Consider the following 22,766-nt stretch of genomic DNA (forward strand, 5'->3'; position numbering starts at 1 on the left):
GTTCAGTCGAATTTGGCCAGCGGATTCGCGAGCCTGCCTGCCTTCTGCAGGCCCCCCGACGGGTCGGCCAGATCCAGCATCTGCTGGTTGTTGCGCAGCTGCAGCCGGTTCAGGCAGGACAGCTCGAAGTCCGGGGCAAACAGGTCGTGGCGGGCAAACTGGTCAGCCAGCTCCGGGTGTTCACCCTGGTAGTCGCGAACCGCGGCCGCCGCCGTGCGCCAGAACTCCTCGCCGCTGAGCACGCCGTCGTGCTCCAGAAGGGCCGCAAGGAAACGGAAGATGCAGTCGAACACATCAGTGAAGATGGACAGAACCTTGTCGCCGTCGGGAATGTCCGCCTTGATCCGGGACACTGCTTCGGGCAGGTCGAGCCTGTCCCCCATCACCACAATCTCCTCGGCGATGTCCTTCATGACGGCGCGGACTGGCACGCCGTTCTCGAGGACCAGGATCACGTTCTCGCCGTGGGGCATGAACGCGAGCTCGTAGCGGTACAGGCAATGTACCAGCGGCACGAGGTACGCCTCGAAGTACTGCCGCAGCCACGCGCCAGGCTCCAGCTCCGACTGCTCGATCAGCGCGGACACCATGGGTTTGCCCGCGGCGTCCACGTGCAGGAGCGAGGCCATGGTGGCCAGCTGCTGCCCGTCCTTCAGCAGCGGCAGCGGGCTCTCCCGCCACAGCGCGGACAGCATCTTGCGGTAAGGCGATTCCTTCGCAGCGGCTGCCTCGAAATAGCCGTTGTGATAGCCAATGGCCGCCACTTCGCGGATCATGGCGAGCCCCCTGCCCTGGAGCGCCTCGTCACCGGCGATCAGGTCTTGGAGCCAGTCATTGATCGCGGGCGTTGCCTTCATGTACTGCGGCGACAGCCCGCGCATGAACCCCATGTTGAGGACGGACATGGCTGTCTTCACGTACGTCTTCTCCGGCGCCGTGGAATTGAAAAACGTGCGGATGGACTGCTGTGCCTGGTAGTTGTCGGCCCCGATCCCGAGGTGGACGATGTGCCGTTGCGCGATCTCTGCCGCGAACGTGACCGTCAGCTTGTTCTCCCACTGCCACGGATGCACCGGCATCAGGACGTACTCGGCCGGGTCGAGGCCCAGGGCACCGAGCTTGGCGTCGAAGAAAGCCAGCGCGCCCGTGCCCAACTCGGCTTCAAGATGGGCGGCGTAGTCCAGTCCTGCGCTGGAGGTGAAGTCAGCCTTGCTGCCGTGCACCGCGAGCCATTCCAGCTGCACCGGGGCTCCTGCCTCCGGGGCGAAGGCACGGTAGTCTCCGATTCCGAAGCCCAGCCGGCCGTTGTTGGCCACAAAACACGGGTGCCCCTCGGTCATGCTGCGTTCAATCGTCTGGAAGTCCATGGCTGCATCCGCTCCGCGGGTCACGCCGGCCGCCAGCTCGGCCGACGACGGCTGGCCCACCCATAGCTTGAACGCGTGGCTGGAGAGCGTGCTGCTGATCTCCTCAAGGTAGACCGGGAGCATCTCCTGGCGAATGCCGAGGGTGCCGGAGAATTCGGTGATGAACCGCAGCGCATCCAGTGGGGCGTCCTGCCCGTCGCGGCTGCAGGTAATGGAAGCCGCGTCGACGGACCAGTGGTCCAGGTGCAGGATCCGGGCGGCGAAGCGGTATTCAGCGGTGCCATCATCGCTCCGGACCCGGAACCCGCCGTCGCCGTTCCCCGAACTGTCACTGACCGGCTCCGGAACCAGGATCCGCTCGTGCGAGAACTCGGCGAGCGCCTTGCGGACCAGGTGCCTGTTGGCAGCAGCCCAGCGTTCGGGTGTGAGGTGGGCTGCCGAATTTCCGGCCGCCAGGGCAGTTTCAAGTTCAAGTGTGGTCACAGTGATGCTCCCTGGTTGATCGGGGTGGAAGAACGGGCGGCACGGGCGGAGTGGAACGACTCGCGCGTGCAGAAGCTCAGGAGGGCCTGCTTGTCCGGAAGGGCCACCTCGCCGGCGGGCTCAAAGCCCAGGCGCGCGTTGAGGACGTGGATCTTGGTGTTGCGGGCGTCGGGCTCCACCACCACGCGCTCCACGCCGGGCTGTTGGAAGAGCCGGTCCAGGACGGACTCCATGACGCCGGCAGTGAACCCGTTGCGCGGCGTTCCCTGCGGCGGAGCCACGAGCAGGTGCATGCCGATGTCGCCGGGCTGGACGGCGTAGACGCCCGAGAGCGGCGATGAATCCGGCAGGTACTCCTCCATCAGGAAGGCGGGAACGCCGTCGTCGATCCCCAGCAGCGCGTGGTGATGTCCGCTGGATTGGATTTTGGAATACTCCTCCACGACGTCCTCGACCGTCGCCTTCAGCATCCCCCAGAAGGAGGCGTACGGGCGGGTGACCCAGCTGTGGATGAGCGGTGCGTCGGCGGCCGCGTCGAGGCAGCGGAACGTGAAGCTCATGCGGGCACCTCCGCCTGTGCAGTTACTCCGGTTGGCGACGCCTCGTCCGCCTCCGAGGGCGCGCCGAACTCCTGGAAGGCAATGTTGCGTTCCACCGGATAGACCTCGCGGCCCACGATTTCCCGGAGGATGCACGAGTTCCGGTAGGCGGCCATGCCGAGGTCGGGTGTGACGAAACCGTGGGTGTGAAGTTCGGCGTTCTGCACGAAGATTTCGCCGGGTTCGACGCCGGTGCCGTAGTTGCGCCGCACGGCAAACCTTCCGTCGCCGTCCCGGGCAATGCGATCCTGCACGCCAGCCAGGAATGCCGGCTCGCAGTACGCGTATCCAGTGGCCAGGACCACCGCCTCCGTCTCCAGCGAGTAGTCGGCGCCCTGCTCCCCGTGGGACAGCTCCAGGGTGTGGGACCCGGTGGAGGCGTTCCAGCCGGCACCCGTCACGGTCGAATGCGTGAGCAGCCGGGTGTCCACCATGCCGGAGAGGCTCTTGGTGTACAGGAGGTCGTAGATCGAATCGATGAGCTCGGAGTTGATGCCCTTGTAGAGGTTCTTCTGGCTCCTGATCAGGAAGTCGCGCCGGTCCTGCGGGAGTCCGTGAAAATAGTCGACGTACTCCGGCGAGGTCATCTCCAGGGTGAGTTTGGTGTACTCCAGCGGGAAGAACCTGCCCGAGCGGGTGACCCAGTTGAGCTGGTACCCGTGCGCATCGATGTCCTGAAGCAGCTCGTAGTAGATCTCCGCCGCACTCTGCCCGCTGCCGACGATGGTGATGCTGCGCTGCTGCTGGAGTTCGCCCTTGCGCGCGAGGTAGTCCGCGTTGTGGAGGACCGGTCCCCCGGCCCGCAGGATCCCGCGGCACGCGTCCGGGATGTAGGGCGATGTTCCGGTACCGAGCACCAGTCGGCGCGCACGAAGCACCTCCGGACCGGCCGGGCCGTCCACCGAAAGTATGTACACGCCGCCGTCGTACGTCACCTCGGTGACGTCCGCGCCAAACCGGACCGACCCCAACTGGCCCGCGACCCACTGGCAGTACTGGTTGTACTCTGCCCGCAGGGGATAGAAGTTTTCGCGGATGTAGAAGCGGTAGAGACGCCCGGTCTGCTTGAGGAAGTTCAGGAACGAGTACGGTGAAGTCGGATCCGCCAGAGTCACCAGATCCGCCATGAACGGCACCTGCAGATGGGCCGGCTCCAGCATCATGCCGGGATGCCAGTCGAAGGATTCACGGCGCTCGAGGAACACGCCGTCCAGGCCTTCGATCGGTTCGCTCAGCGCGGCGAGCCCCAGGTTGAAAGGCCCGACGCCGATCCCGGCGAAGTCGTAAACGCGGCCTTTGCCTGAGGTGCTCGATGCAGGGGTGCTGAATGATGGCGTGCTCATGCGTGCGCCTCCGTCCATGCGGCGGAGCCGGCACCCGGAAGACCGGCAGACCAGACTCCGGCGTCCAGCAGGCTTTCGCCCGTGCTTCGGAGCAGGCCGATGATCTCGCCGATGTCCTCGAGCGCTGCCTCGGCGTTGAGGAGCGTGAATTTCAGGTAGTGCCGTCCGGCAACCGTGGTGCCCGCCACGACAGCCTGGCCGGACGCGAACACGGCCGCGCGGATGGCCGGATTCAGCTCATCGGCCGTGCCCTCCGAAAGCCGCGTTCCGTCTGCCAGGACGGGACGGTACCGGAAAACCAGCGTGCTCAGCTGGGGTTCGGCCGCCAACTCGAAGTCATTGTCGTCAGCGAGTACCGAGCCCACCCGGGCAGCCAGGTCGATGGCCTCGTCGAGCAGGGCGCCAACGGCATCGGCGCCCATGATCCGGAGCGTGAGCCACAGCTTGAGGGCGTCGAACCGGCGCGTGGTCTGGATGCTTTTGTCCACCTGGTTGGGGATCTCGGCGCGCGCGGCAGCTTCCGGGTTGAGGTAGTCGGCGTAGTAGGTGATGTGGCGCAGCATTGCACCCTCGCGGACCAGCAGGGCGCTGGAACTGACCGGCTGGAAGAAGGTCTTGTGGAAATCCACCGTGACGGAGTCCGCCAGCCGGATGCCGTCCAGGAGGTGGCGGTGGCGGTTGGAGACCATGAGCCCACCGCCGTACGCAGCATCAACGTGGAACCATGCGCCGTAGGCTCCGGCCAGGGCGGCGAGGTCGGTCAGCGGATCCACGGCGCCGAAGTCAGTGGTCCCGGCCGTACCCACAACCGCCATGGTAATCAGGCCGTCGTCGTGGGCCGTAGCCAGCGCGCTGGCCAAAGCGGCCGGATCCATCCGGTGGTCCGCCGCGCAGGCGACGGATACGACGGCGTCGAATCCCAGTCCCAGCATGGAGGCGGACTTCTGGATGCTGAAGTGGCTGTCCACTGACGTGAAGATCCGCAGCTTCTCCAGCAGCAGCGGGAGACGGAGCCCCTCGTTCGCCGGATCCTGCCGCAGCCTGGCCACCGCATGGTTGCGGGCAATGAGCAGTGCCTGCAGGTTGGACTGGCTGCCGCCGGACGTGAACACGCCGTCGGCCTCATTCCCCAGACCGAGCCGCTCTGCCGTCCAGTCGATGAGGCGGCGCTCGATCATGGTGGCGCCCGCGCTCTGGTCCCATGTGTCCATGGACGAGTTCACGGCCGAGAGCACCGCCTCGCCCACGAGGGCGGGAATGACCACCGGGCAGTTCAGGTGCGCGGCGTACTTCGCATCATGGAAGTACACGGCGTCCCGCAGGTAGGTGTGCTGCAGCTCCTCGAGTGCAGCCGCGGTATCCGGCAGCGGCCGCTCCAGGTCCACGGCGTCCACGCGGCGCTTCATCTCGGCCGGGCCGATGCCAGTGAACGGCTGCGAGGTCCGCTCGAGTTTGGTGGCCACAGCGTTGACGCCCTGCAGCACCTGGGCCACGTAGCGCGGCGCATTCCGGGCATTGAACAGCTGGTTGCTGGCGGCGAGGGCGAGTTCGACGCCGGACCCGAAGTCGAGGCTGGAAGCAGCCAGGCCGGCGCCTCGGGCATACGGGTTTTGGGCCTCAATTCCGGTACCGGCCTCGAAGTCCGCGCGTGGCTCGTCCACGTCGGGCAGCAGCTTCATAGTTCATCCTTTTTTCGGCGGGATATGCACCAGGCACCAGCAACGGGACCAAGCAAGGACAGCCTTACTTAGGAGCCTTTTAGTCAAACTTCCGTGATGTAATTCAAGCGACCTGCCCAGATCGGGGACTTTCGTGGATATCCGGGGTCATTGACTTTCCCGACGAGGCCGAACCGCACATAATGCCCGTCCCGTGACAGCGCCGGTGCCACCGGGGACAGTGCGGGACAGGCGGAGTAGAGTTTCTGGCACGAGGCGTCGACCGCAGCAGAAAGCAGGGGGACATGTCCGGCAGTGAGCATGATCCGATAAATTTTCGCGAAGTCGATCCGCAGGGGAATCCCACCGGATACGGGCGCTTGAGGCCCGCCGCTGACGGCCGGCTCGGCCATTCAATAGCTGGCCAGGGCAGGCAGGAATTTGGGCAGCCGGGCTTTGGGCCGGGACAACCAGGCGCTGGATACCAAGGCGCCGGGCAGCCAACCGCTTCCGGGCAACCAGGATTCGCACCCTACGAGGCGGTGGACTCCGGGCAGCGGAGCCGCCTCGCCGTGAACCCATTCATCGCCGCCTTGTGGGTTCTCGTGGCGATCCTGCTGGTGTCGCCGTTCGGAGTCTTCACGCTCGCGCAGGAATCACTGAATTCAGGTACCGAGCCGCAGGTCATGCCCGTCAGTTACATGTGGATCACGTTCGCGCCGCAGATCCTTTTCGCCGGGCTCGTCGGAGCCCTTGGCCTGCTTTTCTGGCACGCGGCGCAATGGCAACGGACGCATCGGCAACGGAACGGGGCAAAGCAGCCCCCGCCGTCGTAATCCCCACCCAGCGCGAACGGACAGTTGAGCACCCGCACCTACCCGGCCGGGACCTCGCTCGCCACCGGGCCTGCCGCTGCGACGGCGCCCGGAACAACGGCGGCCGGCTGGTACGAGCCAAGGTGGCGCAGCCGGAGCTCCTCGGTGACCTGGACGTACCAGAAGCGCGCACCGAAAGCAGGGCTGGGCGTGTCCAAATGCCGGTACAGCCCGTCCGCAAGCCGGGCCAACGCGGCATCCGGCATCGATGCGAGGGCTGCACCCGGGTCCACGGCCTCGTTCAGGCACCCGTCCAGAAGACGGCACAGTTCCTCGTCCGTCATGGGACCGCCGGCTACGTCTTCAGGCATAGCTTCTTCGTTCATCAGGGCGTCAGCCATCCCGGCACCCGCAGTTGTTGTTCAAAGGGATCCCCAAAATAGAGAGTCTGAAGGCCAACTGCATAGCCCTCGCCCGATCGTACGGAAATGTCCCCGCGGTCACAAGTACCGCTGTTCACAGCATGTAGTGACCCTGCCGCGTGGGTTCTTCAGGTGCCCAGAAGCTTGGGCGCGGCTGCCTCGGGCCAGTCGATGCACTGCGTGTACACCTCGTGTTTGCGCAGGTAACGGGCCGTAAACGGGCAGTGCGGGATGATCCGCTTGCCCGCCGCCACAACGTCGTCGAGGGCAAAGTGGATCAACACCTTGGCCAGACCGTGGCCCTGGAACTGCTCGGACGTCTGGGTGTGGATGAAGTCCACATGCCCAGGCTTGTCTTCGAACCTGACCTCCACCGCCAGCTTCCCGCCCACGTGCAGTTCGTAGCGGTGGAGGGCATCATTCCGGAAGGTTGTGACGTCCGGGGTGAATTGGTCCTCGGGGGCTGTCGTGTTCTCGGTCATGGTTCGACATTGGCACTTAATGGCTGTGCTGGCAATGGTCGAATTCCGCGCGCGGGAACGCGCCCCAGCAACAGCACGGCCAGGACGAAGCAGGCGGCACCGCCGCCCAGGAGTCCCAGCGTCAGGCCGTTGACGGCGGCGTCAGCAACCGGGACAAAAACGACGACGACGGCGGTCACCACAGCGCCCGGCGCCCGGCCGCGTGAGTGCAGGGCCGGCGTCGGCCGTTCCTCAAGCCGCCCGAACAGGAGGACCGCCGGCAGCAGGAGGATTACCACCCCTACAAAAACCAGCGGGCGTGACCACCACCATTCCGCGCTGCCCGAGGCGGGTTTGGGGAAATCGGTCAACAGGAGCAGCCCGGTCATGGCCGCCAGCAGCGGCAGGTGCCAAAGGTAGACAGTCATGGCATGCCGGCCGGCGACGACCATCACCGCACGGATCCAGCGCACCTCGGCCAGTGCATTCAGCAGCGGCCGGGACAGCTGCAGCACCGCCGCCTGCGAGATACCCAGCAGGAACAGGCTGAGGTTGGGCGGATTCAGGTTCACCAGCATGTTGTCCCGGTATAGGCCCAGCACCACCAGAACGAGCATCAGCAGGTTGCTCGCGGCGATCAGCCCTGCCAGCTGCGACCCGCTCCACCGGTCCAGCCAGCCGTCCGCCATAAAGAACCCGAGTTGCTGCGCGGCACACCACACGAACACCATGTTGATGTAAGCGAGCGCCGGGAAAGCCCCGCGGAAGCAGTCAACCGTCACCACGCACGCCACCAGGCCCAGCAGAGTCAGCCAGGGGGCACGCCGGTGTAGCCCCACCAGGAGCGGAATGTTCAGCTGGGCCGCCAGATAGGCCGCGAGGAACCACAGCGGCATGCCGGCCCCGCTGGCCAGCAGCTGCACCACCTGCGGATCCACACCGGCCAGCAGCGCGCCCCACAGGCCGACGAACATGACCGCCAGCAGGGCTGCCGCCGGACGGACCAGGCGCAGCAGCCGGGACTGGATGAACTCAAAGCCGCTGCCGCCGCGCGCCTGCATGCGGAGCCAGGACTGCGCCCCGGTGATGCCTCCGGCCACGAAGAACAGCGGCATCACCATGAAGACCCAGATGACCGGCTCGAACCAGTCCTGCTCGGCCAGGGTGTTTTCCGTGGTGACAGTGCCGTCGGGGTGCAGCACCGGGCTGGTCATCATGCAGTGCCCCACCACCACCAGGGCGAGGCAAACTAAGCGCGCGAAATCGATGGCCAGGTCCCGGGCGGGCCCGGCCACGTCCGTCCCCGCCGCCGGCTCCGTGGAATTCTTCATGGCGCCCCCACCACTGGAACTCGCTTACGTCGTTGTAGTTTCCATTGTGCGCCAACTTGCCCCTCATGTGGGGTCTGGAGTTTTTGTCCACATATTGGCCGCTAAAGGCCCCCGAAGTCGCGATACGTGGACGAGATCCCGTCAGCGGCTGAGGGTCGCCAGTGCGCTCGCGCCAAAGTCTTTCGCGGCGGCGTTCCACCGGGCCAGCAGCCCCTGCAGGTTCTCGCCGTCGGCCCGGTGCGCGGGAACCTGTTCCTCGAGCGTGGCGAGGACGCCGGTGCGGAGTTCGGTGTTGAAGTTGACCTTGCCCACGTTCATGGCAGGGGCCTTGGCCAGTTCGTCCGCCGGAATGCCGGAAGCGCCGTGGAGCACCAGCGGGATGTGCGTCCGCACGGCAATGTCCTGCAGGACATCCCAGCGCAGCCGGGGCTCGCCCTTGTACTTTCCGTGGACGTTGCCCACGGCCACGGCGAGCAGCTGCGCGCCTGTCCGAGCCACGAAGTCCTCCACCTGGGCGGAGTCGGTGAGCCCGGCAGCCTCGTTGCCCGCCCCGTCGCCCTCCGTGCCGAACGCCTTGTCCTCGTCGCCGGCCAGGCCGCCGAGTTCGGCCTCCAGGACCACACCGGCATGGCCTTGGGCCTCGAGCGCGAACCGCACTGCATTCACCAAGGCGATGTTCTCTTCGTACGGCAGCGCCGAACCGTCCGCCAGGACGGAATCCGCCCCAGCCGCGACGGCGGCAGTGATGACGTCGAGGTCTGAGGCGTGGTCGAGCTGCACGGCAACCGGCACGGACGCGGCGTCCGCCAGGCCCCGGAGCGCAGAGATGAGCCTCAGTCCGTTGGCTGTGCCGGCCGTCTTCGGCGCCACCAGCAGGATGACGCCACGCTTTGCTTCCTCCGCGGCGCTCACCACGGCCAGGGCCGTGGTGAAGTCGTAGCAGGTGAACGCCGGCACAGCCGACCCCTGTTTAAGCGCTGAAACCACCAGCTCGTCGAGTTGCGCCCGCATCAGCCTTCCCCGAAGGTGCGCTTGGTGGGGGCAACCACCTTGATGACGGCGGAGTCGTCGGCGCCGGCTAGCCCGTGGGCCTGTCCCAGCAGGTACAGCTGCTCGGCGGCGGCGGCAACGGGGGTGGCGAGGCCTGCACTGCGCGTGGCCTTGCCCACGATGCCCATGTCCTTAACGAAGATGTCCAGGCGGCTGAGCACCTCGGCGCCTTCCTCGGTGTAGGCCTCCAGGATGCGCGGGCCTCGGTTGGACAGCATGAAGGAGCCCGCGGCGCCGGCCTCGAGGGCGGCCAGGGTCTTAGCCTGGTCCAGGCCCAGGGCATCGGCCAATGCCATTGCCTCGGCAGCCGCCGCGATGTGGATGCCGCACAGGAGCTGGTTGACGGTCTTGAGCGCCTGCCCGTCACCGGGCTTGTCGCCGACGACGGTCAGGGTGGATGCGAGCAGCTCCAGAACCGGCCGCGCCGATTCCAGCGCTGCGGGTTCGGCACCGACGACGATCAGCAGGTCACCTTCGCCTGCACGCTTCGGACCGCCGGACAGCGGGGCGTCCACGAGCCCGACGCCGAACTCGGCCAGGCGGGCGACGGTGGACGGGATGGCCTCCGTGCCCACGGTGCTGGTCAGGATGACGACGGCGCCCGGCTTCAGCACGGAGGCCACGCCGTTTCCGCCGAACAGGACGTCGTCGAGCTGTTCGCTGTTGCGCACGGCGAGCAGCAGCGCGTCAGTGTCCTGGGCGGCATCCCGGGCGGAAGCGAAGGTCTTCACACCGGATTCCTCGGCGAGGCGCAGGCGCGGTTCGGCAATGTCGAAGCCGTGGACGGTCAACTGGCTGGCGAGGCGGGTCGCCATGGGCAGTCCCATGGCACCGAGTCCGAGGACGGTGACTGTGTAATTCGAGGTCATGGTGTGTTCTCCAATGAGAGTGGCATAGGGGACCGGTGATTGAGCTCGTCGAAATCGCGGTCTCTACAAGCTCGACCAGCGGTTGCTAGAAGGTGTTGCTGAGCTTGCTGGTGACCTGGGCGAGCGACTCGTCATCGCCGACGTTGCCGGCAAAAACGATGTACGGGATCCCCTTGGCCGGGCCGTCGACCGGTTCCCACAGGCTCACGATGCCCGGCAGCATGGGCCCGCGGACGATCGCATGCCGGATCTCCAGCCCGTGCGCCGCCACATCCGAGGACGTGATCCCGCCCTTGGCGATGACGAACCGCGGCGGAAAGGTTTTCAGCGTCCTGTTCACCACGGCGACGACGGCGGCGGACACGGTGCGCGCGATCCGCAGGCTTTCGGCCGGGTCATCGGTCTTGATGAGCAGGCGGCTCGTGTGGACAATGACGTCGCCGCTGCGCAGCGACTCCACGACGGACTCCACCGTCTGGTTCAGGTAGGCGTCTGCCCCCTCGCCCAGGAGCTTTTCGACGTCGATCTCCACAATGCGCGCACTGCTGTGCCGCTCGGTGAGCACCTTGAGCTGCCGGCTGGTAACGCCCACGTGGGAGCCGACGACGATCAGGCCGCCGGCTTCGGAGGGCGTGTTCCCCGCGTACGCTTCCTCGCCGCTGAGTTCAGGCCTGATGTCCTGGCCGATCCGGGCGCGCATGAACGGCGGGCCCACACGATAGAGCAGCTTCTTGCCGCGGCGCTCGGCCTCCTCCAGGCCCAGGGCCAGGGCGCGCATATCGTTTTCCGTGACGATGTCCACCACGATGGGCGTGGACTGCGCGGCCGGCTCGATCGCGTCAGCGATTGCCTTGGCCGACACCTCAGCCTGGCCGGTGGCGGAACCGGCGCGGATGATGTTCAGGTCCAGCACAATCACGGAGTCTGCGGCAAACCGCCCCTGCGACTTCTCCTCCACGTACTTGGCCATCTCGGAATTAACGAAGCCGAAGGTGGCGTCCTTGGCGAATTCAGTCTCCGCAACCGGCGTCAGCTGGCCGGCCTCCGGGCCGCGCGTATAGTGCACGCCGCCAATGGTGACGCGGCCGGCGTCGGGAAATGCCGGAACCATCACGACGCCGTCCGTTGACTCGCCACTTTCGGCCGCCACCGTCGCGGCAATGACGTCCGGTTCCAAGGGGAAGTGTCCGCGGAGGGTCGAGTCGCTGCGGCTCACGAAGCCGAGCTTTACCTCTCCTTCGCCGTCGCGGGCAGCGGCAAGGGCGTTGCGCACCACCTCTTCATTGCGTTCAGCCGCTTCTGCGGGGTCGAGGCTGCGGGTGTTCGTCAGCACATACACGGCGGGCTTACCCTGATGGAGGGCCCACTGGAAGTCCTCGACTTCCCAGCGGGTGAGCACAGGGAGATCCGCCACCGACTGCGTGCCGGTGGGATCGTCGTCGAGCACCACAAGGACGCGCGGGGACGTGGCAGCAGTGGCCGCAACAGCGTCGGCCACCTGCCGGGCAAGGATCTGGAGCTCGGCGGGAAAGGCGGCCAGAACGTCGGATTCGAGGGGCACTGTGCACTCCGTTGTGTCGAAACTGTCTTGCGGATAACTTGTCAGATGTCAGACATCTGTTGTTTGGTGCTAGTGTGGCATAACGCACAGCACGCGCGCAAGTACACTTTGTGCAGACATCTCCGGCTGTAGAGGCCCCACACGCTGAACGGAACAAATGGCACGCAAATCATTGGTGGGCGTCGTCGCCGACGAACTCCTTGACCGCATCATCGCCGGCGAGTTTCCGCCGGGCAGCAGCGTGCCGGGAGAACTGGAACTCAGCGCACGGCACGACGTCAGCCGCATGACAGTCCGGGAGGCGATGAAGACCCTCGAGGCGCAGCGCATCCTTAGTGTGGAACGGGGCCGCGGCACGTTCGTGAACCCTTTGAACCGCTGGTCGTCTCTCGAGGCAGTACTGCGGGCCACCTCCGAGGGGCAGAACGGCCCGGCCGCCGCGGTCCAGCTGATCGAGTTGCGCCGGATGCTGGAAACGGGCGCCTGCGAGCTCGCGGCACAGCGCATTACCGACGCCGAGCTTGAAGGCCTTCGGGACTGCGTGGCGGACATGCGGAAGGCGCACCAGAACAATGACGTGGCGAGCTTTGTTGCCGCCGATCTGGCTTTCCATGACCAGATACTGCAGGCGTCTGAGAACGTCTTTGTGGCCGTCCTCTTTGAACCGCTGCACCGCGTTCTCGAAAAGGGGCGGACCGAAACCTCGAAGGTGCCGGATATCCAGGAGCATGCGATCGGGCACCACCAGAACATCTACGAGGCCCTGGCTGCCCGGGATCCCCAGCAGGCCCGCAGTGCCATGGACGCTCACATGCAGCAGACCCTTAGCGACCTCAGAAGCTACGTGCTGGAAGCCTAGTCCCCGGGCGCCGCGTCCGATACTCTGCAGGAACGGCCCGCAGCCGGGTATCGATGGCGATCACGAGGAGCGAAGTTGTCTAATAACACCTACAGCATTTCTGAAATTGTCGGAACCTCGACCGAAGGCATCGACGCGGCCGTCCGCAACGGCATTTCCGACGCCGCGAAGACGCTGCGCAACCTGGACTGGTTCGAAGTCAAGGAGGTCCGCGGCCACCTTGAGAACGGCCAGGTGGCGGACTGGCAGGTCACCCTCAAGCTCGGGTTCCGCCTGGAGCGGGACTGACCGAGCGATACCCGGACTGACCGGGCCTTAGCGCAACGAGTAATGCGGCGCCGGTTGGGGTCCAGCCGGCGCCGCATTATTTGCTTAATCCTGGCCGACAGTTCTCCGGCGCCACACGGTGGGAATCCCCTGGAACGCGGGAAATACCTGTCCTTCAAAGAATGCGTGTGCCTCGTCCGGCAAGTCGGCAGGGGCCCACATCCCCGACGCCGGGCAGTGGGTTCCGGTCGAAGCAGAGGGTGTCTGGCGTTCCCGAAGCAGTGCGATGCGTTTCATCGTTGAATGTCATCCTTAGGTCGGAGGGCTGGTGGAAGTTCCTCCCCCAAGGCTATGAAACGCGCCACACCGGCCCAATGGGCGAATGGATAGAATCCTGAGCTCCAGCTGGGCATCAGCACAGGCGTCCGGCCCGGATGGTCTGACCGCGAAGCGTGCCCGGCGGGGAAGCCGGTCAGGGACCGGTGGGGTTCGGCCTAACGTCAGCGTTGGACGCCGCCTCCGGCGTGCCGAAAGCGGCAGCCTCCTCCGGCGTCGTGCTTCCAACCCTGCTGTTAGCCGTGGTGCCCGCGCCGAGACTGCCCAGCAGGGTCAGGGCGTCCGCGGACGGCGAGCCGGGCCTGGCCGAATAAATGCGAAGCATCTGGTCGGCGTCGTCCGGTAGGACCAGATTTTCAAAGTTCAGTTCCAGATCGCCAACCGCAGGATGATGGAGCCGCACGCTGCCCGACGAACGGGTGGCCACGCGGTGGCCCGCCCACCATTGGCGGAAATGATCACTGTGCACGGCCAGCTCTCCCACCAGCTGGTTTGCCTGAGCGTCATTGGGATGGCGCCCCACGTCGACCCGAAGCGCCCCCGCGGCCTCCGCCGCCACTGACTTCCAGTCCCGGAAAAGCTCACGGGCCCGCGGATCGAGGATGAGCCAGCGGGTCAGGTTCCGCTTCCCCTGCGGCAGCTCCGGAAAGTCAGCAAACAGCAGGAAGGCCATCCGGTTACCCGCCAGGACGTCCGTGCGCCGCCCCAGGACAAGCGCGGGCACGTCGCCCACGGCTTCCAGCAGCTGGCGCAGCGCTGGCCGAACCGCCTGGACGGGCAGCGGCGACCGCGTCGATTCTGCGCAGTGTTCCAGGAGGTCCATCATGTGGGCCTGCTCTCCGGCGTCGAGCCTGAGGGCCCGCCCCACCGAATCCAGCACAGCCCGCGACGGGTGGATGTTCCGGCCCTGCTCCAGCCTGGTGTAGTAGTCCGTGCTGACACCGGCCAGCCGGGCGATCTCCTCCCGCCGCAGCCCCGGGACGCGCCTTGCCCCGGCGCCGTCAGTGATGCCGGCCACTTCCGGTTTCAGCCGCGACCGCATTGCCTTGAGGAATTTGCCGAATTCGGCGCTCTGACCCATGGACTCCATTCTGACGCCTTCGGGACCTGGTTTTCTACAACGATGGTAGGACTGGCAAACCTAGGAAAAACAGGGACAGCCACAGCTGCTGACTCGGGGGCTCCGGATGCATAGGCTCGTAACCAGCCACCCAAATGCAACAAGGAGAATCAGATGTCGCAGACCCCGGAATCCAGCGCTCAAACGTCCCGGCAGCGTTCCGTGCCGCAGGACTTGGAGATCCCGCTACTCGCGCTCAACAACGGCGTCTCCATCCCGCAATTGGGATTTGGCGTGTTCCAGGTGCCGCCAGAGGAGACGCAGCGGATCGTCGAGGATGCCCTTGAAGCCGGATACCGCCACATTGACACCGCAGCGGCCTACCGGAACGAGGCCGGGGTGGGCGCGGCCATCGCCGCCTCGGGCATCCCGCGCGAGGAACTCTTCATCACCACGAAGCTCCGCAACGGTGAGCAGGGCAACGCGCACGAGGCATTCCAGAACAGCCGCAATGCCCTGGGGCTGGATTTCGTTGACCTTTACCTGATTCACTGGCCGGTGCCGTCGCAGGGACTCTATGGTGAGGCCTGGAAGGAACTGGAAAAAATCTACGCGGCCGGCCAGGCCCGTGCAGTCGGAGTCTCAAACTTTTTGGAGCAGCACCTGGAAACCGTTCTCGCGGACGCAGAGGTGGTGCCGGCGGTGAACCAGTTCGAACTCCACCCCACATTCCAGCAGGCCCCCCTTGCCGCCAAAAGCCGCTCCCACGGAATCGCAGTAGAGGCCTACAGCCCGCTGGGGCAGGGCGCGGACCTGGACGCACCGGCCGTCACCAGTCTTGCCAGGGAACGCGGGGTTACACCCGCGCAGATTGTCCTGGCCTGGCACCTGGCCTCCGGCAATATCGTCATACCCAAGTCCGCGGACTCCACCCGTATGCGGGAAAATCTCGCGGCTGCGGCGATCCAACTTGACGCCGCTGAAGTGGAGTCCATCAACGCACTGGAGGCCGGGTCCCGCATCGGCGCAGATCCCGCCGTCGCCGCCTTTTCCCAGCTCTAAGCCAAAGGACAACCAACCATGCAGTACACACATCTGGGCCGTTCGGGCCTGAAGGTTTCCCGGCTTTGCCTCGGCACCATGAACTTCGGCCCGCAAACCGAGGAATCCGCCGCTCACACGATCATGGACTCCGCCCTCGGCGCCGGGATCAATTTCTTTGACACCGCGAATGTCTACGGCGGAACCGAACACCGCGGCTGGACCGAGGAGATCATCGGCCGCTGGTTCGCCAAAGGAGGCGAGCGCCGAGAGCGCACCGTGCTGGCCACCAAGCTTTACGGCGCCATGACGGACCGCCCCAACGAGTCCAAGCTTTCGGCCCTGAACATCCGGCGCGCCCTGGATGCGAGCCTCAAGCGGCTGCAAACCGACTACATCGACCTCTACCAGTTCCACCACGTGGACCGGAACACGCCGTGGGACGAAATCTGGCAGGCCATCGAAGTGGCCGTCCAGCAGGGCAAGATCCTCTACTCGGGCAGCAGCAACTTCGCCGGCTGGCACATCGCGCAGGCACAGGAAGCCGCCGCCCGCCGCAACTACACCGGACTGGTAAGCGAGCAGTCCATCTACAACCTGCTGACCCGGAACGTGGAACTGGAGGTCCTTCCCGCCGCCCAGCAGTACGGGCTGGGGATCATCCCGTGGTCTCCGCTGCACGGCGGGCTCCTTGGCGGGGTGCTCAAAAAAGAGCGCGACGGCGTCCGGCGCCTTGAGGGGCGGGCGGCAGAAACTCTGAAGAAACACCACGGCCAGGTCCGGGAGTATGAGGACTTCGCCGAGGAACTGGGCCATGAGCCCGGAGACGTAGCTCTCGCGTGGCTGCTTCACCAGCCCGCCGTGACCGCCCCCATCGTCGGCCCCCGTACCCAGGAACAGCTCGACGCCGCCATCCGGGCCGTGGACGTGCCGCTGAACGAGGATGCCCTCAAGCGGCTAGATGCCATCTTCCCAGGGCACCGCACCGCCCCCGAGGATTATGCCTGGTGACCGGCGCGGAAGACCTCATGTCGGCTCAGGAACGCTCCCGGGGCGCTGCGGCGCTGGACCTTCTTTTCATCGGCGGAACCGGCGTGATCAGCGCCGCGACAGTCGCGCACGCGGTGGAGCTTGGGCACCGGGTAACCGTCCTAAATAGGGGACAATCGGTCGACCGTCCGGCGCCCGCCGGCACGGAGCTCCTACAGGCGGACATTCGCGATCCCGCAGCCGTCCGCAGCACTCTGGGTACACGTGAATTCGACGCCGTCGCAGACTTCATCTCGTTCACTCCAGAGCACGCCAACGCCGCAGTGGAGCAGTTCCGCGGCCGCACCGGACAGTTCGTGTTCGTCAGCTCGGCCTCGGCCTACCAAAAGCCGCCATCCCGGCTCCCCATCCTGGAATCAACTCCGCTGCGGAATCCCCACTGGCAGTATTCACGGGACAAAATCGCGTGTGAGGATCTCCTGCTGCACGCGTACCGGGAGGAGGGCTTCCCGGTCACGGTGGTGCGCCCATCACACACGTACGACCGGACCAAGATCGCGCTGCTGGGAGGATGGACGGACATCCACCGGATGCGGGCGGGTTTGCCCGTTGTGGTGCACGGCGACGGGGCGTCGCTGTGGACTGTCACTCATAGCCGCGACTTCGCCAAGGCTTTCGTGGGGTTACTGGGCCGCTACCAAGCAGTGGGTGAAAGCTACACCATCACCTCGGACGAGTTCCTGACATGGGACGCGATTTACCGTCAATTCGCCCAGGCGGCAGGGGTTGCCGAGCCGGAATTGGTTCACGTTGCCTCGGAAACCATCGCCGCCCTTGATCCCGTCCGCGGCCCCTGGCTGCTCGGCGACCGGTCACACTCCGTATTGTTCGACAATTCCAAGATCAAGACACTGGTGCCCACTTTTGCGGCAACCGTGCCGTTTTCTTCCGGTGCGCGCGAGGTGGTGCAATGGCACGACTCTCAGCCGAAGCTCCAGGTGGTTGACCACGGATTCATGGATATGAGCGAGAATCTCATCAAGTGGGTCCGGCGGCCCTTCTAGCATCGCCAACCCTGGAGCAGCCATTCCGGCGGCAGCATGAGGGCTTCCTGCCGTGCGGTTTCTACCGGGCGTTTCTCATCGGGCCGGGGGCCGCTGGGGATCCTCCAGCGCCGGCTCATCAGGTTCGCCGTCCGGGCCGGTCGGCGGTCCGGGGTTGTCCTGGTGAGGAACTGCAGGTTCTTCCTGGGGCGGGTCCTGGCTGGGGTCGAAGGGGAAGCCCTCGGGCGAAGCGTCCCTGGGCTGGTCTTGGTCCTCGTTCTGGTCAGCCGGGTTCCGCTCCGCGTTGGCGGGCGTTTCGCTCATGGTCTGGATCCTTAGCTGTTGGAAGGGCCAGGATTTTCTTTTGCCGGGCCACTCCAAGGATTACCAGCGGGGCCGTGGTTAGTCCAGAGCACCAAGGCCAGCGAGAAGTGGCGGAAGAGCCAGTTGAGCCGAGGCCATCAGTTCACCAGTTCGGTGCTCGAGTGCCGGCCGGTCCAATTCCGGTGGCCTTGCTCCAGTTCCACGACGTCCCGGCCGAACGAAGCCAGTAGCGCAACAAGCGCCAGGACAACGGCAACGGTGCTGATTCCACCGGGCACCCCCGGCGTAAGCGCCAGCAGCAAGGCGCAGGGCTGGTACGCACCAATAACCTTGCGCAACCGCTTAACAGGCAAAGTTCGTTTCAGTTCAGGCCGGAACCATCCGGCTGCTACGAAGGCGTACCACATGAGTCCGATGGCCAGGACCCAGGGACCGACGATGGGTACAGCCGCGCACGACAGTACGAGGACAAGCGCCGCATCGGTCTGGACATCCAGCCGGCCTCCCGCCGGGCTCTCGCAGGCAAACCGCCGCGCAACGGCCCCGTCCACCGCGTCAAGAAGGAAGGCCGCCGCACCCAGCACCACCACCGGCACGCCGGGCCCGGTTCCGGTTCCGCCAAACGACGCTGGAACCGCCATCGCCGCGCAACACGAAACCAACACAGCGCGAATCAGGGTAACGCGGTCCGCGGCTGTCGTCAGCCGGGGCTTGCGGCTTAGGACAGAGGTCGCGGCATTTCCCACCACCGCCAGTCCGGCGCCCATGGCGGCAAGGAAGTAGGTTGCTTGAGCACCTGCGACGGCGAGGATCCAGCTGCCGGACACAAGGAAAACAGCCATGGCAACGGCTACGTCCACCACGGCACGCCTAGCGAGCAAGATCTGCATATGCCTCCCTTGCGCTCATCGTAACAACCGGGAGGTCCAAGAGTGCCCCGGCCTGACCTCGGAAGATAGCAAGAATGGACACTCAAGGCAGCAAACGGGGTCTGGGCAAACTGCCCCCGATAGGAAAGACTCTTCCGCATGGCACAAGCACCAGTCATCGAGCTGAATGACGGCAACCGGATACCGCAGATCGGTCTCGGCACCTGGCCGCTGAACGACCGGGAGGTCAGTGACGCCGTCGTACGGGCTGCGGAAGCCGGGTACCGGCATATCGATACCGCCGTCCGCTACGGGAACGAGGCCGGCGTCGGATCCGGGATCCGTGATAGCGGTCTGGACCGGACGGAGTTTTTCATCACCACCAAGCTGGACGGCGAATTCCAGGGAGGGGATCTGGCTGTCGCAGGCCTTGAGGGCTCGCTGAAGCGGTTCAACCTGGACTATGTGGACCTGCTACTGATCCATTGGCCGCTCCCCCGCCGCGGAGAATTCATCTCCACTTGGAAGACCTTTGAGCGGCTGCAGGGCGAGGGGAAAGTCCGGTCGATCGGAGTATCGAACTTCAAGCCGGCTCACCTTGAACAGCTCATGTGGGAGACCGAGGTGGTGCCGGCCGTCAACCAGATACAGCTCAACCCCTCGGTGAACCGCTCCGCGGACTGCGCCTACAACGAGCGGCACGGGATCGTTACAGAATCGTACAGCCCGCTCGGTGCGGGGTCGGGGTTGCTGTCCGCGCCAGTCCTGACACGAATCGCCGGCAAACACGGCAAAACGGTGAGCCAGGTGGTGTTGCGCTGGCACGTACAGCAGGGCTTGGTGGCCATCCCCAAGTCCTCCGATCCCCAGCGGATGAAGGAGAACATTGACGTCTTCGACTTCGCCCTGGATGAGGAGGACCTGACTGCCATTAGCACCCTCGATGAAGGCCCCGAGGCGGGGGTAAATTCCGACGTCCAGGGCCACTAGCACCCAGCCCCCGGCGTGCGCTGCCGGGAGCCCGCCACCGGATATCGACTGGCAAATAAATAGTAAGCATGTTTAGTATTGAGCAGAAGGACGAAGCGTACCCGGCAATCCGGGTAACTCCTCTAGATGAAGAAGGAACGATAAAAGATGGGTTTTTTCGCATTTCTGATTCTTGGCCTCATTGCTGGAGCCATTGCTAAGGCCATCCTCCCCGGGCGGCAGGGCGGCGGCATTTTCATCACGCTTCTGCTTGGTGTGGTGGGCGCAATTCTCGGCGGCTTCATCGGCAGCGCACTCTTTAAGGTCGGTATCAACGAGTTCTTCTCGCTGTCCACCTGGCTGCTGGCGATCGGAGGCGCACTTATCGTGCTGCTGGTTTACGGCATGATTACCAAGCGCTCGGCCCGCTAGAGCGGGCAGTGCCGGAACCGGCTCCGGGAAACCTCCCGGGGCCGGTTTCCTACCCCAGGCCCTATCGGGCCGCACCAAATCGTACAGATCCCCCTCAAGAGCAGGAGATCATCATGAAATCCAAACTTCTCTTCGGCGCAGGAATCGCTGCAGGTTATGTGCTCGGATCCAGGTCCGGCCGGGCAGCGTACGACAAGCTCAAAGCACGCGCTGCAGGCATCTGGGACAGCAAGCCGGTCCAGGACAAGGTCACGGCAGCAACCGAAGCCGTCAAGGAAAAGGCCCCTGAGGTCACTGACCAGCTAGCGGAAGCTGCGCGCCGGGCAGGAACCGTGCTGGGCTCGGCTATGCACCGCGATGCACCCAAGTCGGGTGACGCCGGCACCGCTTCTGCCGGCACTGAGTCTGCAACGGGCACATCGTCGGACAGCGGGCACGTGCCCGCCCACAGCACGCATCCGGAAACGGTAAACCTTGGGACCTCCGATGTTGAATCCGATCCGGCACTCAACATAGATCCGAACAAGCGGTAGCTTCAGGGTTGGCCGCTTGAGCCTGCATCCCGGGCGGTGTGGGTAAGAACTTAAAATGTCACAGCCCTCTGACACTGTTTTCCTATGGAAGCCATTGGGGAAGGCGCGGACGGTATGCCAGGCCGGGCAGCAGTGCCCGGCCTGCGTGCTGCCCTGCTGCGTAGCGTCCCCGCTTCCGGGCGACCGGCTTCTGCCGCGTCCGGCACCGCCGTTGCGGACACATCATCGTCCGACGGCGGTGCTGCCGCCCACTCGGTAGCGCAGGTCCCCGGTCACATCCAAAAATGTCAGACCCCGGCGAGATAGTTTTCCTATGGAAGCCATTGGGGAAAATCGAGCGGACATCTCGGCCGGGACTGACGTCTCCGGCTTCAACGCCGCTGCTCTGATGCGCGGCCCGGTGCTTCGCAGCGCTCCCGCTGCCGGTTCCCGTTCTGACTCACCTGTAACCGGCGTTCTTAAGGACGCGTCCGACGGCGGTGCTGCCGCAGATTCCGGCTTTCCCACTCCGGGCCCAGGGACGAACGGTTCGGAGCCAGTTGCCGCGGCAACTACTGAGCTGACGTCCCCACCGCTGGCAACATCCAATCTGAAGGCGGCGCTGGCGCTGCTGGACTCCGCCACCAGCTCGGCGCCGGAGGAGCTGGCGGCGGGCAGCTTCCTTGAGGCCGCCGATTTCGCCGAACTGACCGAGGAACTCTCCCGCCGCGTCGAATACCTCCAGCTCCAGGCCGCAGACGCGGTGGACCGGACGCGAACCGAGGCCATCAACGCCGCTGAGGCCGCCAGCCGCGCGGCCGGCTGGACCACAGGCTGGGGCACCGAACCCGAACCTGTCTCGGCTCCTGACGCCCACCCCTCCGGGGCTGCTGCCGCCACGGCTGGAGCCTCTGGCTTCTTCGTTGCCGGTGCTGCCGCCACCTCCGACAGCACCACAACCGCCGCCGACGACGCCCCGGCTGCAAACCCGGTGCCTGCTGCCTCTGCCCCTACCCCAGCCTCTGCGGTGGCCTGGTCCCCGGCCGATGACGGGGCCCACAACACCGCCGAGTTCCTCCGCAACCGGCTCCGGATCAGCACCCCCGAAGCCCGACGCCGCCTCGCCCTCGCTAACGCCACCCTCCCCCGCACCGGACTCGGCGGCCGGCCCATGCCACCGGAACGCGAAGAAACCGCCGCAGCCCTCACCGCCGGGACCATCTCCTCCCGCGCCGGAACCATCATCACCACGGCCCTGGACAAAGTCCGCCACATCCCCGACCCCGGCCTGATCGCCGAAATGGAACACAACCTCACCCTGACCGCGATCGAGAACGACCACGACTTCCTCACCCGCATCGCCCACCGCTGGATCGACGCCCTCGACCAGGACGACACCGAACCGTCCGAAGAAAACCTCCGCCACCGCCAAGGCGTCTTCCTCCACCACAAACGAGGCGGCCTCCACCACCTCGAAATCCGCGCCACCACCGACCAATACGAAGTCCTCACCACCGTCATGAACACCGCCACCAACCCCCGCACCACCACCCCGGACACCACCAACTGCGGGAGTGACAGCAGCGATGGCGACAGTGGCAGCGACGGTGACGGCATGGCTGGCACAGGCGCCGAAGGCAGCGGCCCCGACAGTGGCGGCGGCTGCGGCGACGGTCGCGCTGACAGTGCCAGCGCCGCTGTCGACCTGGACGCCGCGTTCAACGCCGCCCCGGAACCGGACCTGGACCGCCGCACCCTCGCCCAACAACGCCTCGACGGCCTCGTCGGCGCGTCCAAGGCAGCCCTCGCCGCCGGCACCCCACCACCGGAGGACTCCGCCCCCAAGTCATGGTCACCGTCGGCTACCGGGACCTCCTCAACAGCATCGAGACCGCAGCCGCCCAAGGCCCCCGCTACAACAGAAACCACCCCGGCCCCCGCCCAACAGACAGCCCCCGGCCAACCGACCCGCAGACGCCGCATGCCAGCGAACCCGGACAGGAAGACACCGGCACGGACCCCCGGCAGACCAGCGAACCCGACACGCAGACGGGCAACCGGCCCGTCACCACGCTCCCCGGCATCAACTTGTCCGGCACTGACAA

General features: G+C 65.7%; 23 protein-coding genes. 10 read left to right on the top strand and 13 right to left on the bottom strand.

The features are described from left to right. Positions 1 to 2: 2 nt before the first annotated feature. From G9E11_RS15890 to G9E11_RS15905, 4 genes are read right to left on the bottom strand one after another with little or no spacing between them, the layout of a single operon-like run. Complete coding sequence (locus G9E11_RS15890) at positions 3 to 1,850, bottom strand: IucA/IucC family protein (RefSeq protein WP_311764389.1); 1,848 nt, start codon at positions 1,848 to 1,850, stop codon at positions 3 to 5. Beyond that, positions 1,847 to 2,410 (bottom strand): GNAT family N-acetyltransferase, encoded by a 564-nt coding sequence (locus G9E11_RS15895; protein ID WP_190607459.1) that lies wholly within the window; start codon positions 2,408 to 2,410, stop codon positions 1,847 to 1,849. The genes G9E11_RS15890 and G9E11_RS15895 overlap by 4 nt, the downstream gene beginning before the upstream one ends. Continuing rightward, on the bottom strand, positions 2,407 to 3,792 hold the full coding sequence (locus tag G9E11_RS15900; RefSeq protein WP_190607461.1) for a lysine N(6)-hydroxylase/L-ornithine N(5)-oxygenase family protein: 1,386 nt from the start codon (positions 3,790 to 3,792) through the stop codon (positions 2,407 to 2,409). Before G9E11_RS15900 ends, G9E11_RS15895 begins: the two co-directional genes overlap by 4 nt. After that, positions 3,789 to 5,471, bottom strand: a complete 1,683-nt coding sequence (locus G9E11_RS15905) for a pyridoxal phosphate-dependent decarboxylase family protein (protein ID WP_246468989.1) — start codon at positions 5,469 to 5,471, stop codon at positions 3,789 to 3,791. The genes G9E11_RS15900 and G9E11_RS15905 overlap by 4 nt, the downstream gene beginning before the upstream one ends. A gap of 551 nt (positions 5,472 to 6,022) precedes the next feature. Between G9E11_RS15905 and G9E11_RS15910 the strand changes: the two genes are divergently transcribed. Then, a complete protein-coding gene (locus G9E11_RS15910; RefSeq protein WP_190607463.1) occupies positions 6,023 to 6,286 on the top strand; it encodes a hypothetical protein in 264 nt (87 codons plus the stop codon). Between the two features lie 38 nt (positions 6,287 to 6,324). Here G9E11_RS15910 and G9E11_RS15915 read toward each other — a convergent pair whose 3' ends face one another. The 6 genes from G9E11_RS15915 to G9E11_RS15940 form a co-directional block, all read right to left on the bottom strand. Next, positions 6,325 to 6,636, bottom strand: a complete 312-nt coding sequence (locus G9E11_RS15915; protein ID WP_190607466.1) for a hypothetical protein — start codon at positions 6,634 to 6,636, stop codon at positions 6,325 to 6,327. Between the two features lie 179 nt (positions 6,637 to 6,815). After that, positions 6,816 to 7,169, bottom strand: coding sequence for a GNAT family N-acetyltransferase (locus tag G9E11_RS15920; RefSeq protein WP_190607468.1), 354 nt, complete (start codon positions 7,167 to 7,169; stop codon positions 6,816 to 6,818). Then, complete coding sequence (locus tag G9E11_RS15925; protein WP_194718275.1) at positions 7,166 to 8,479, bottom strand: acyltransferase family protein; 1,314 nt, start codon at positions 8,477 to 8,479, stop codon at positions 7,166 to 7,168. Before G9E11_RS15925 ends, G9E11_RS15920 begins: the two co-directional genes overlap by 4 nt. A gap of 141 nt (positions 8,480 to 8,620) precedes the next feature. Continuing rightward, complete coding sequence (locus tag G9E11_RS15930; protein ID WP_190607470.1) at positions 8,621 to 9,490, bottom strand: class II fructose-bisphosphate aldolase; 870 nt, start codon at positions 9,488 to 9,490, stop codon at positions 8,621 to 8,623. After that, positions 9,490 to 10,398 (bottom strand): NAD(P)-dependent oxidoreductase, encoded by a 909-nt coding sequence (locus G9E11_RS15935; RefSeq protein ID WP_190607472.1) that lies wholly within the window; start codon positions 10,396 to 10,398, stop codon positions 9,490 to 9,492. The genes G9E11_RS15930 and G9E11_RS15935 overlap by 1 nt, the downstream gene beginning before the upstream one ends. An 85-nt stretch (positions 10,399 to 10,483) precedes the next feature. Beyond that, positions 10,484 to 11,959, bottom strand: coding sequence for a four-carbon acid sugar kinase family protein (locus G9E11_RS15940; RefSeq protein WP_190607474.1), 1,476 nt, complete (start codon positions 11,957 to 11,959; stop codon positions 10,484 to 10,486). 157 nt (positions 11,960 to 12,116) lie between these two features. On the opposite strand from G9E11_RS15940, the gene G9E11_RS15945 reads away from it, so the two are divergent. Both G9E11_RS15945 and G9E11_RS15950 read left to right on the top strand, forming a co-directional pair. Beyond that, positions 12,117 to 12,818, top strand: coding sequence for a FadR/GntR family transcriptional regulator (locus tag G9E11_RS15945; protein ID WP_190607476.1), 702 nt, complete (start codon positions 12,117 to 12,119; stop codon positions 12,816 to 12,818). A 75-nt stretch (positions 12,819 to 12,893) separates the two neighbouring features. Then, positions 12,894 to 13,106, top strand: coding sequence for a dodecin (locus tag G9E11_RS15950; protein WP_111903282.1), 213 nt, complete (start codon positions 12,894 to 12,896; stop codon positions 13,104 to 13,106). Positions 13,107 to 13,557: 451 nt separating this feature from the next. Here the strand turns inward: G9E11_RS15950 and G9E11_RS15955 are convergent, their stop codons facing one another. Continuing rightward, entirely contained in the window at positions 13,558 to 14,511 is a 954-nt protein-coding gene (locus tag G9E11_RS15955) for a helix-turn-helix transcriptional regulator (protein WP_414635201.1), read from the bottom strand. Positions 14,512 to 14,721: 210 nt separating this feature from the next. Between G9E11_RS15955 and G9E11_RS15960 the strand changes: the two genes are divergently transcribed. From G9E11_RS15960 to G9E11_RS15970, 3 genes are read left to right on the top strand one after another with little or no spacing between them, the layout of a single operon-like run. Then, the gene (locus tag G9E11_RS15960; RefSeq protein ID WP_311764408.1) at positions 14,722 to 15,543 is read left to right on the top strand and encodes an aldo/keto reductase; all 822 of its coding nucleotides are present in this window, start codon (positions 14,722 to 14,724) and stop codon (positions 15,541 to 15,543) included. 18 nt (positions 15,544 to 15,561) lie between these two features. Then, a complete protein-coding gene (locus G9E11_RS15965) occupies positions 15,562 to 16,533 on the top strand; it encodes an aldo/keto reductase (protein ID WP_190607482.1) in 972 nt (323 codons plus the stop codon). 17 nt (positions 16,534 to 16,550) lie between these two features. Beyond that, complete coding sequence (locus tag G9E11_RS15970; protein WP_190608352.1) at positions 16,551 to 17,576, top strand: SDR family oxidoreductase; 1,026 nt, start codon at positions 16,551 to 16,553, stop codon at positions 17,574 to 17,576. Positions 17,577 to 17,651: 75 nt separating this feature from the next. Here the strand turns inward: G9E11_RS15970 and G9E11_RS15975 are convergent, their stop codons facing one another. Together G9E11_RS15975 and G9E11_RS15980 are read right to left on the bottom strand one after the other, a co-directional pair. Next, positions 17,652 to 17,879, bottom strand: coding sequence for a hypothetical protein (locus tag G9E11_RS15975; RefSeq protein WP_190607484.1), 228 nt, complete (start codon positions 17,877 to 17,879; stop codon positions 17,652 to 17,654). A 137-nt stretch (positions 17,880 to 18,016) separates the two neighbouring features. Then, on the bottom strand, positions 18,017 to 18,769 hold the full coding sequence (locus G9E11_RS15980; RefSeq protein WP_190607487.1) for a CDP-alcohol phosphatidyltransferase family protein: 753 nt from the start codon (positions 18,767 to 18,769) through the stop codon (positions 18,017 to 18,019). A gap of 138 nt (positions 18,770 to 18,907) precedes the next feature. Between G9E11_RS15980 and G9E11_RS15985 the strand changes: the two genes are divergently transcribed. The 4 genes from G9E11_RS15985 to G9E11_RS20795 form a co-directional block, all read left to right on the top strand. Beyond that, positions 18,908 to 19,738, top strand: a complete 831-nt coding sequence (locus G9E11_RS15985; RefSeq protein WP_190607489.1) for an aldo/keto reductase — start codon at positions 18,908 to 18,910, stop codon at positions 19,736 to 19,738. 147 nt (positions 19,739 to 19,885) lie between these two features. Beyond that, the gene (locus G9E11_RS15990) at positions 19,886 to 20,149 is read left to right on the top strand and encodes a GlsB/YeaQ/YmgE family stress response membrane protein (protein WP_190607491.1); all 264 of its coding nucleotides are present in this window, start codon (positions 19,886 to 19,888) and stop codon (positions 20,147 to 20,149) included. A gap of 113 nt (positions 20,150 to 20,262) precedes the next feature. Next, positions 20,263 to 20,682 (top strand): hypothetical protein, encoded by a 420-nt coding sequence (locus tag G9E11_RS15995; RefSeq protein WP_190607493.1) that lies wholly within the window; start codon positions 20,263 to 20,265, stop codon positions 20,680 to 20,682. Positions 20,683 to 20,995: 313 nt separating this feature from the next. Next, a partial coding sequence (locus tag G9E11_RS20795) for a DUF222 domain-containing protein (RefSeq protein ID WP_194718276.1) occupies positions 20,996 to 22,766 on the top strand: 1,771 nt, incomplete at its 3' end.

This window comes from Arthrobacter ipis (assembly GCF_014694315.1).
GTDB classification, from domain to species: Bacteria; Actinomycetota; Actinomycetes; order Actinomycetales; family Micrococcaceae; genus Arthrobacter; species Arthrobacter ipis.

What these genes read in the sequence shown, in the direction of transcription:
- G9E11_RS15895 (WP_190607459.1), bottom strand. Translation starts at nt 2,410, where the DNA reads ATGAGCTTCACGTTCCGCTGCCTCGACGCGGCCGCCGACGCACCGCTC.
- G9E11_RS15900 (WP_190607461.1), bottom strand. Translation starts at nt 3,792, where the DNA reads ATGAGCACGCCATCATTCAGCACCCCTGCATCGAGCACCTCAGGCAAA.
- G9E11_RS15905 (WP_246468989.1), bottom strand. Translation starts at nt 5,471, where the DNA reads ATGAAGCTGCTGCCCGACGTGGACGAGCCACGCGCGGACTTCGAGGCC.
- G9E11_RS15915 (WP_190607466.1), bottom strand. Translation starts at nt 6,636, where the DNA reads ATGCCTGAAGACGTAGCCGGCGGTCCCATGACGGACGAGGAACTGTGC.
- G9E11_RS15920 (WP_190607468.1), bottom strand. Translation starts at nt 7,169, where the DNA reads ATGACCGAGAACACGACAGCCCCCGAGGACCAATTCACCCCGGACGTC.
- G9E11_RS15925 (WP_194718275.1), bottom strand. Translation starts at nt 8,479, where the DNA reads ATGAAGAATTCCACGGAGCCGGCGGCGGGGACGGACGTGGCCGGGCCC.
- G9E11_RS15930 (WP_190607470.1), bottom strand. Translation starts at nt 9,490, where the DNA reads ATGCGGGCGCAACTCGACGAGCTGGTGGTTTCAGCGCTTAAACAGGGG.
- G9E11_RS15935 (WP_190607472.1), bottom strand. Translation starts at nt 10,398, where the DNA reads ATGACCTCGAATTACACAGTCACCGTCCTCGGACTCGGTGCCATGGGA.
- G9E11_RS15945 (WP_190607476.1), top strand. Translation starts at nt 12,117, where the DNA reads ATGGCACGCAAATCATTGGTGGGCGTCGTCGCCGACGAACTCCTTGAC.
- G9E11_RS15955 (WP_414635201.1), bottom strand. Translation starts at nt 14,511, where the DNA reads ATGGAGTCCATGGGTCAGAGCGCCGAATTCGGCAAATTCCTCAAGGCA.
- G9E11_RS15965 (WP_190607482.1), top strand. Translation starts at nt 15,562, where the DNA reads ATGCAGTACACACATCTGGGCCGTTCGGGCCTGAAGGTTTCCCGGCTT.
- G9E11_RS15970 (WP_190608352.1), top strand. Translation starts at nt 16,551, where the DNA reads ATGTCGGCTCAGGAACGCTCCCGGGGCGCTGCGGCGCTGGACCTTCTT.
- G9E11_RS15975 (WP_190607484.1), bottom strand. Translation starts at nt 17,879, where the DNA reads ATGAGCGAAACGCCCGCCAACGCGGAGCGGAACCCGGCTGACCAGAAC.
- G9E11_RS15980 (WP_190607487.1), bottom strand. Translation starts at nt 18,769, where the DNA reads ATGCAGATCTTGCTCGCTAGGCGTGCCGTGGTGGACGTAGCCGTTGCC.
- G9E11_RS15985 (WP_190607489.1), top strand. Translation starts at nt 18,908, where the DNA reads ATGGCACAAGCACCAGTCATCGAGCTGAATGACGGCAACCGGATACCG.
- G9E11_RS15990 (WP_190607491.1), top strand. Translation starts at nt 19,886, where the DNA reads ATGGGTTTTTTCGCATTTCTGATTCTTGGCCTCATTGCTGGAGCCATT.
- G9E11_RS15995 (WP_190607493.1), top strand. Translation starts at nt 20,263, where the DNA reads ATGAAATCCAAACTTCTCTTCGGCGCAGGAATCGCTGCAGGTTATGTG.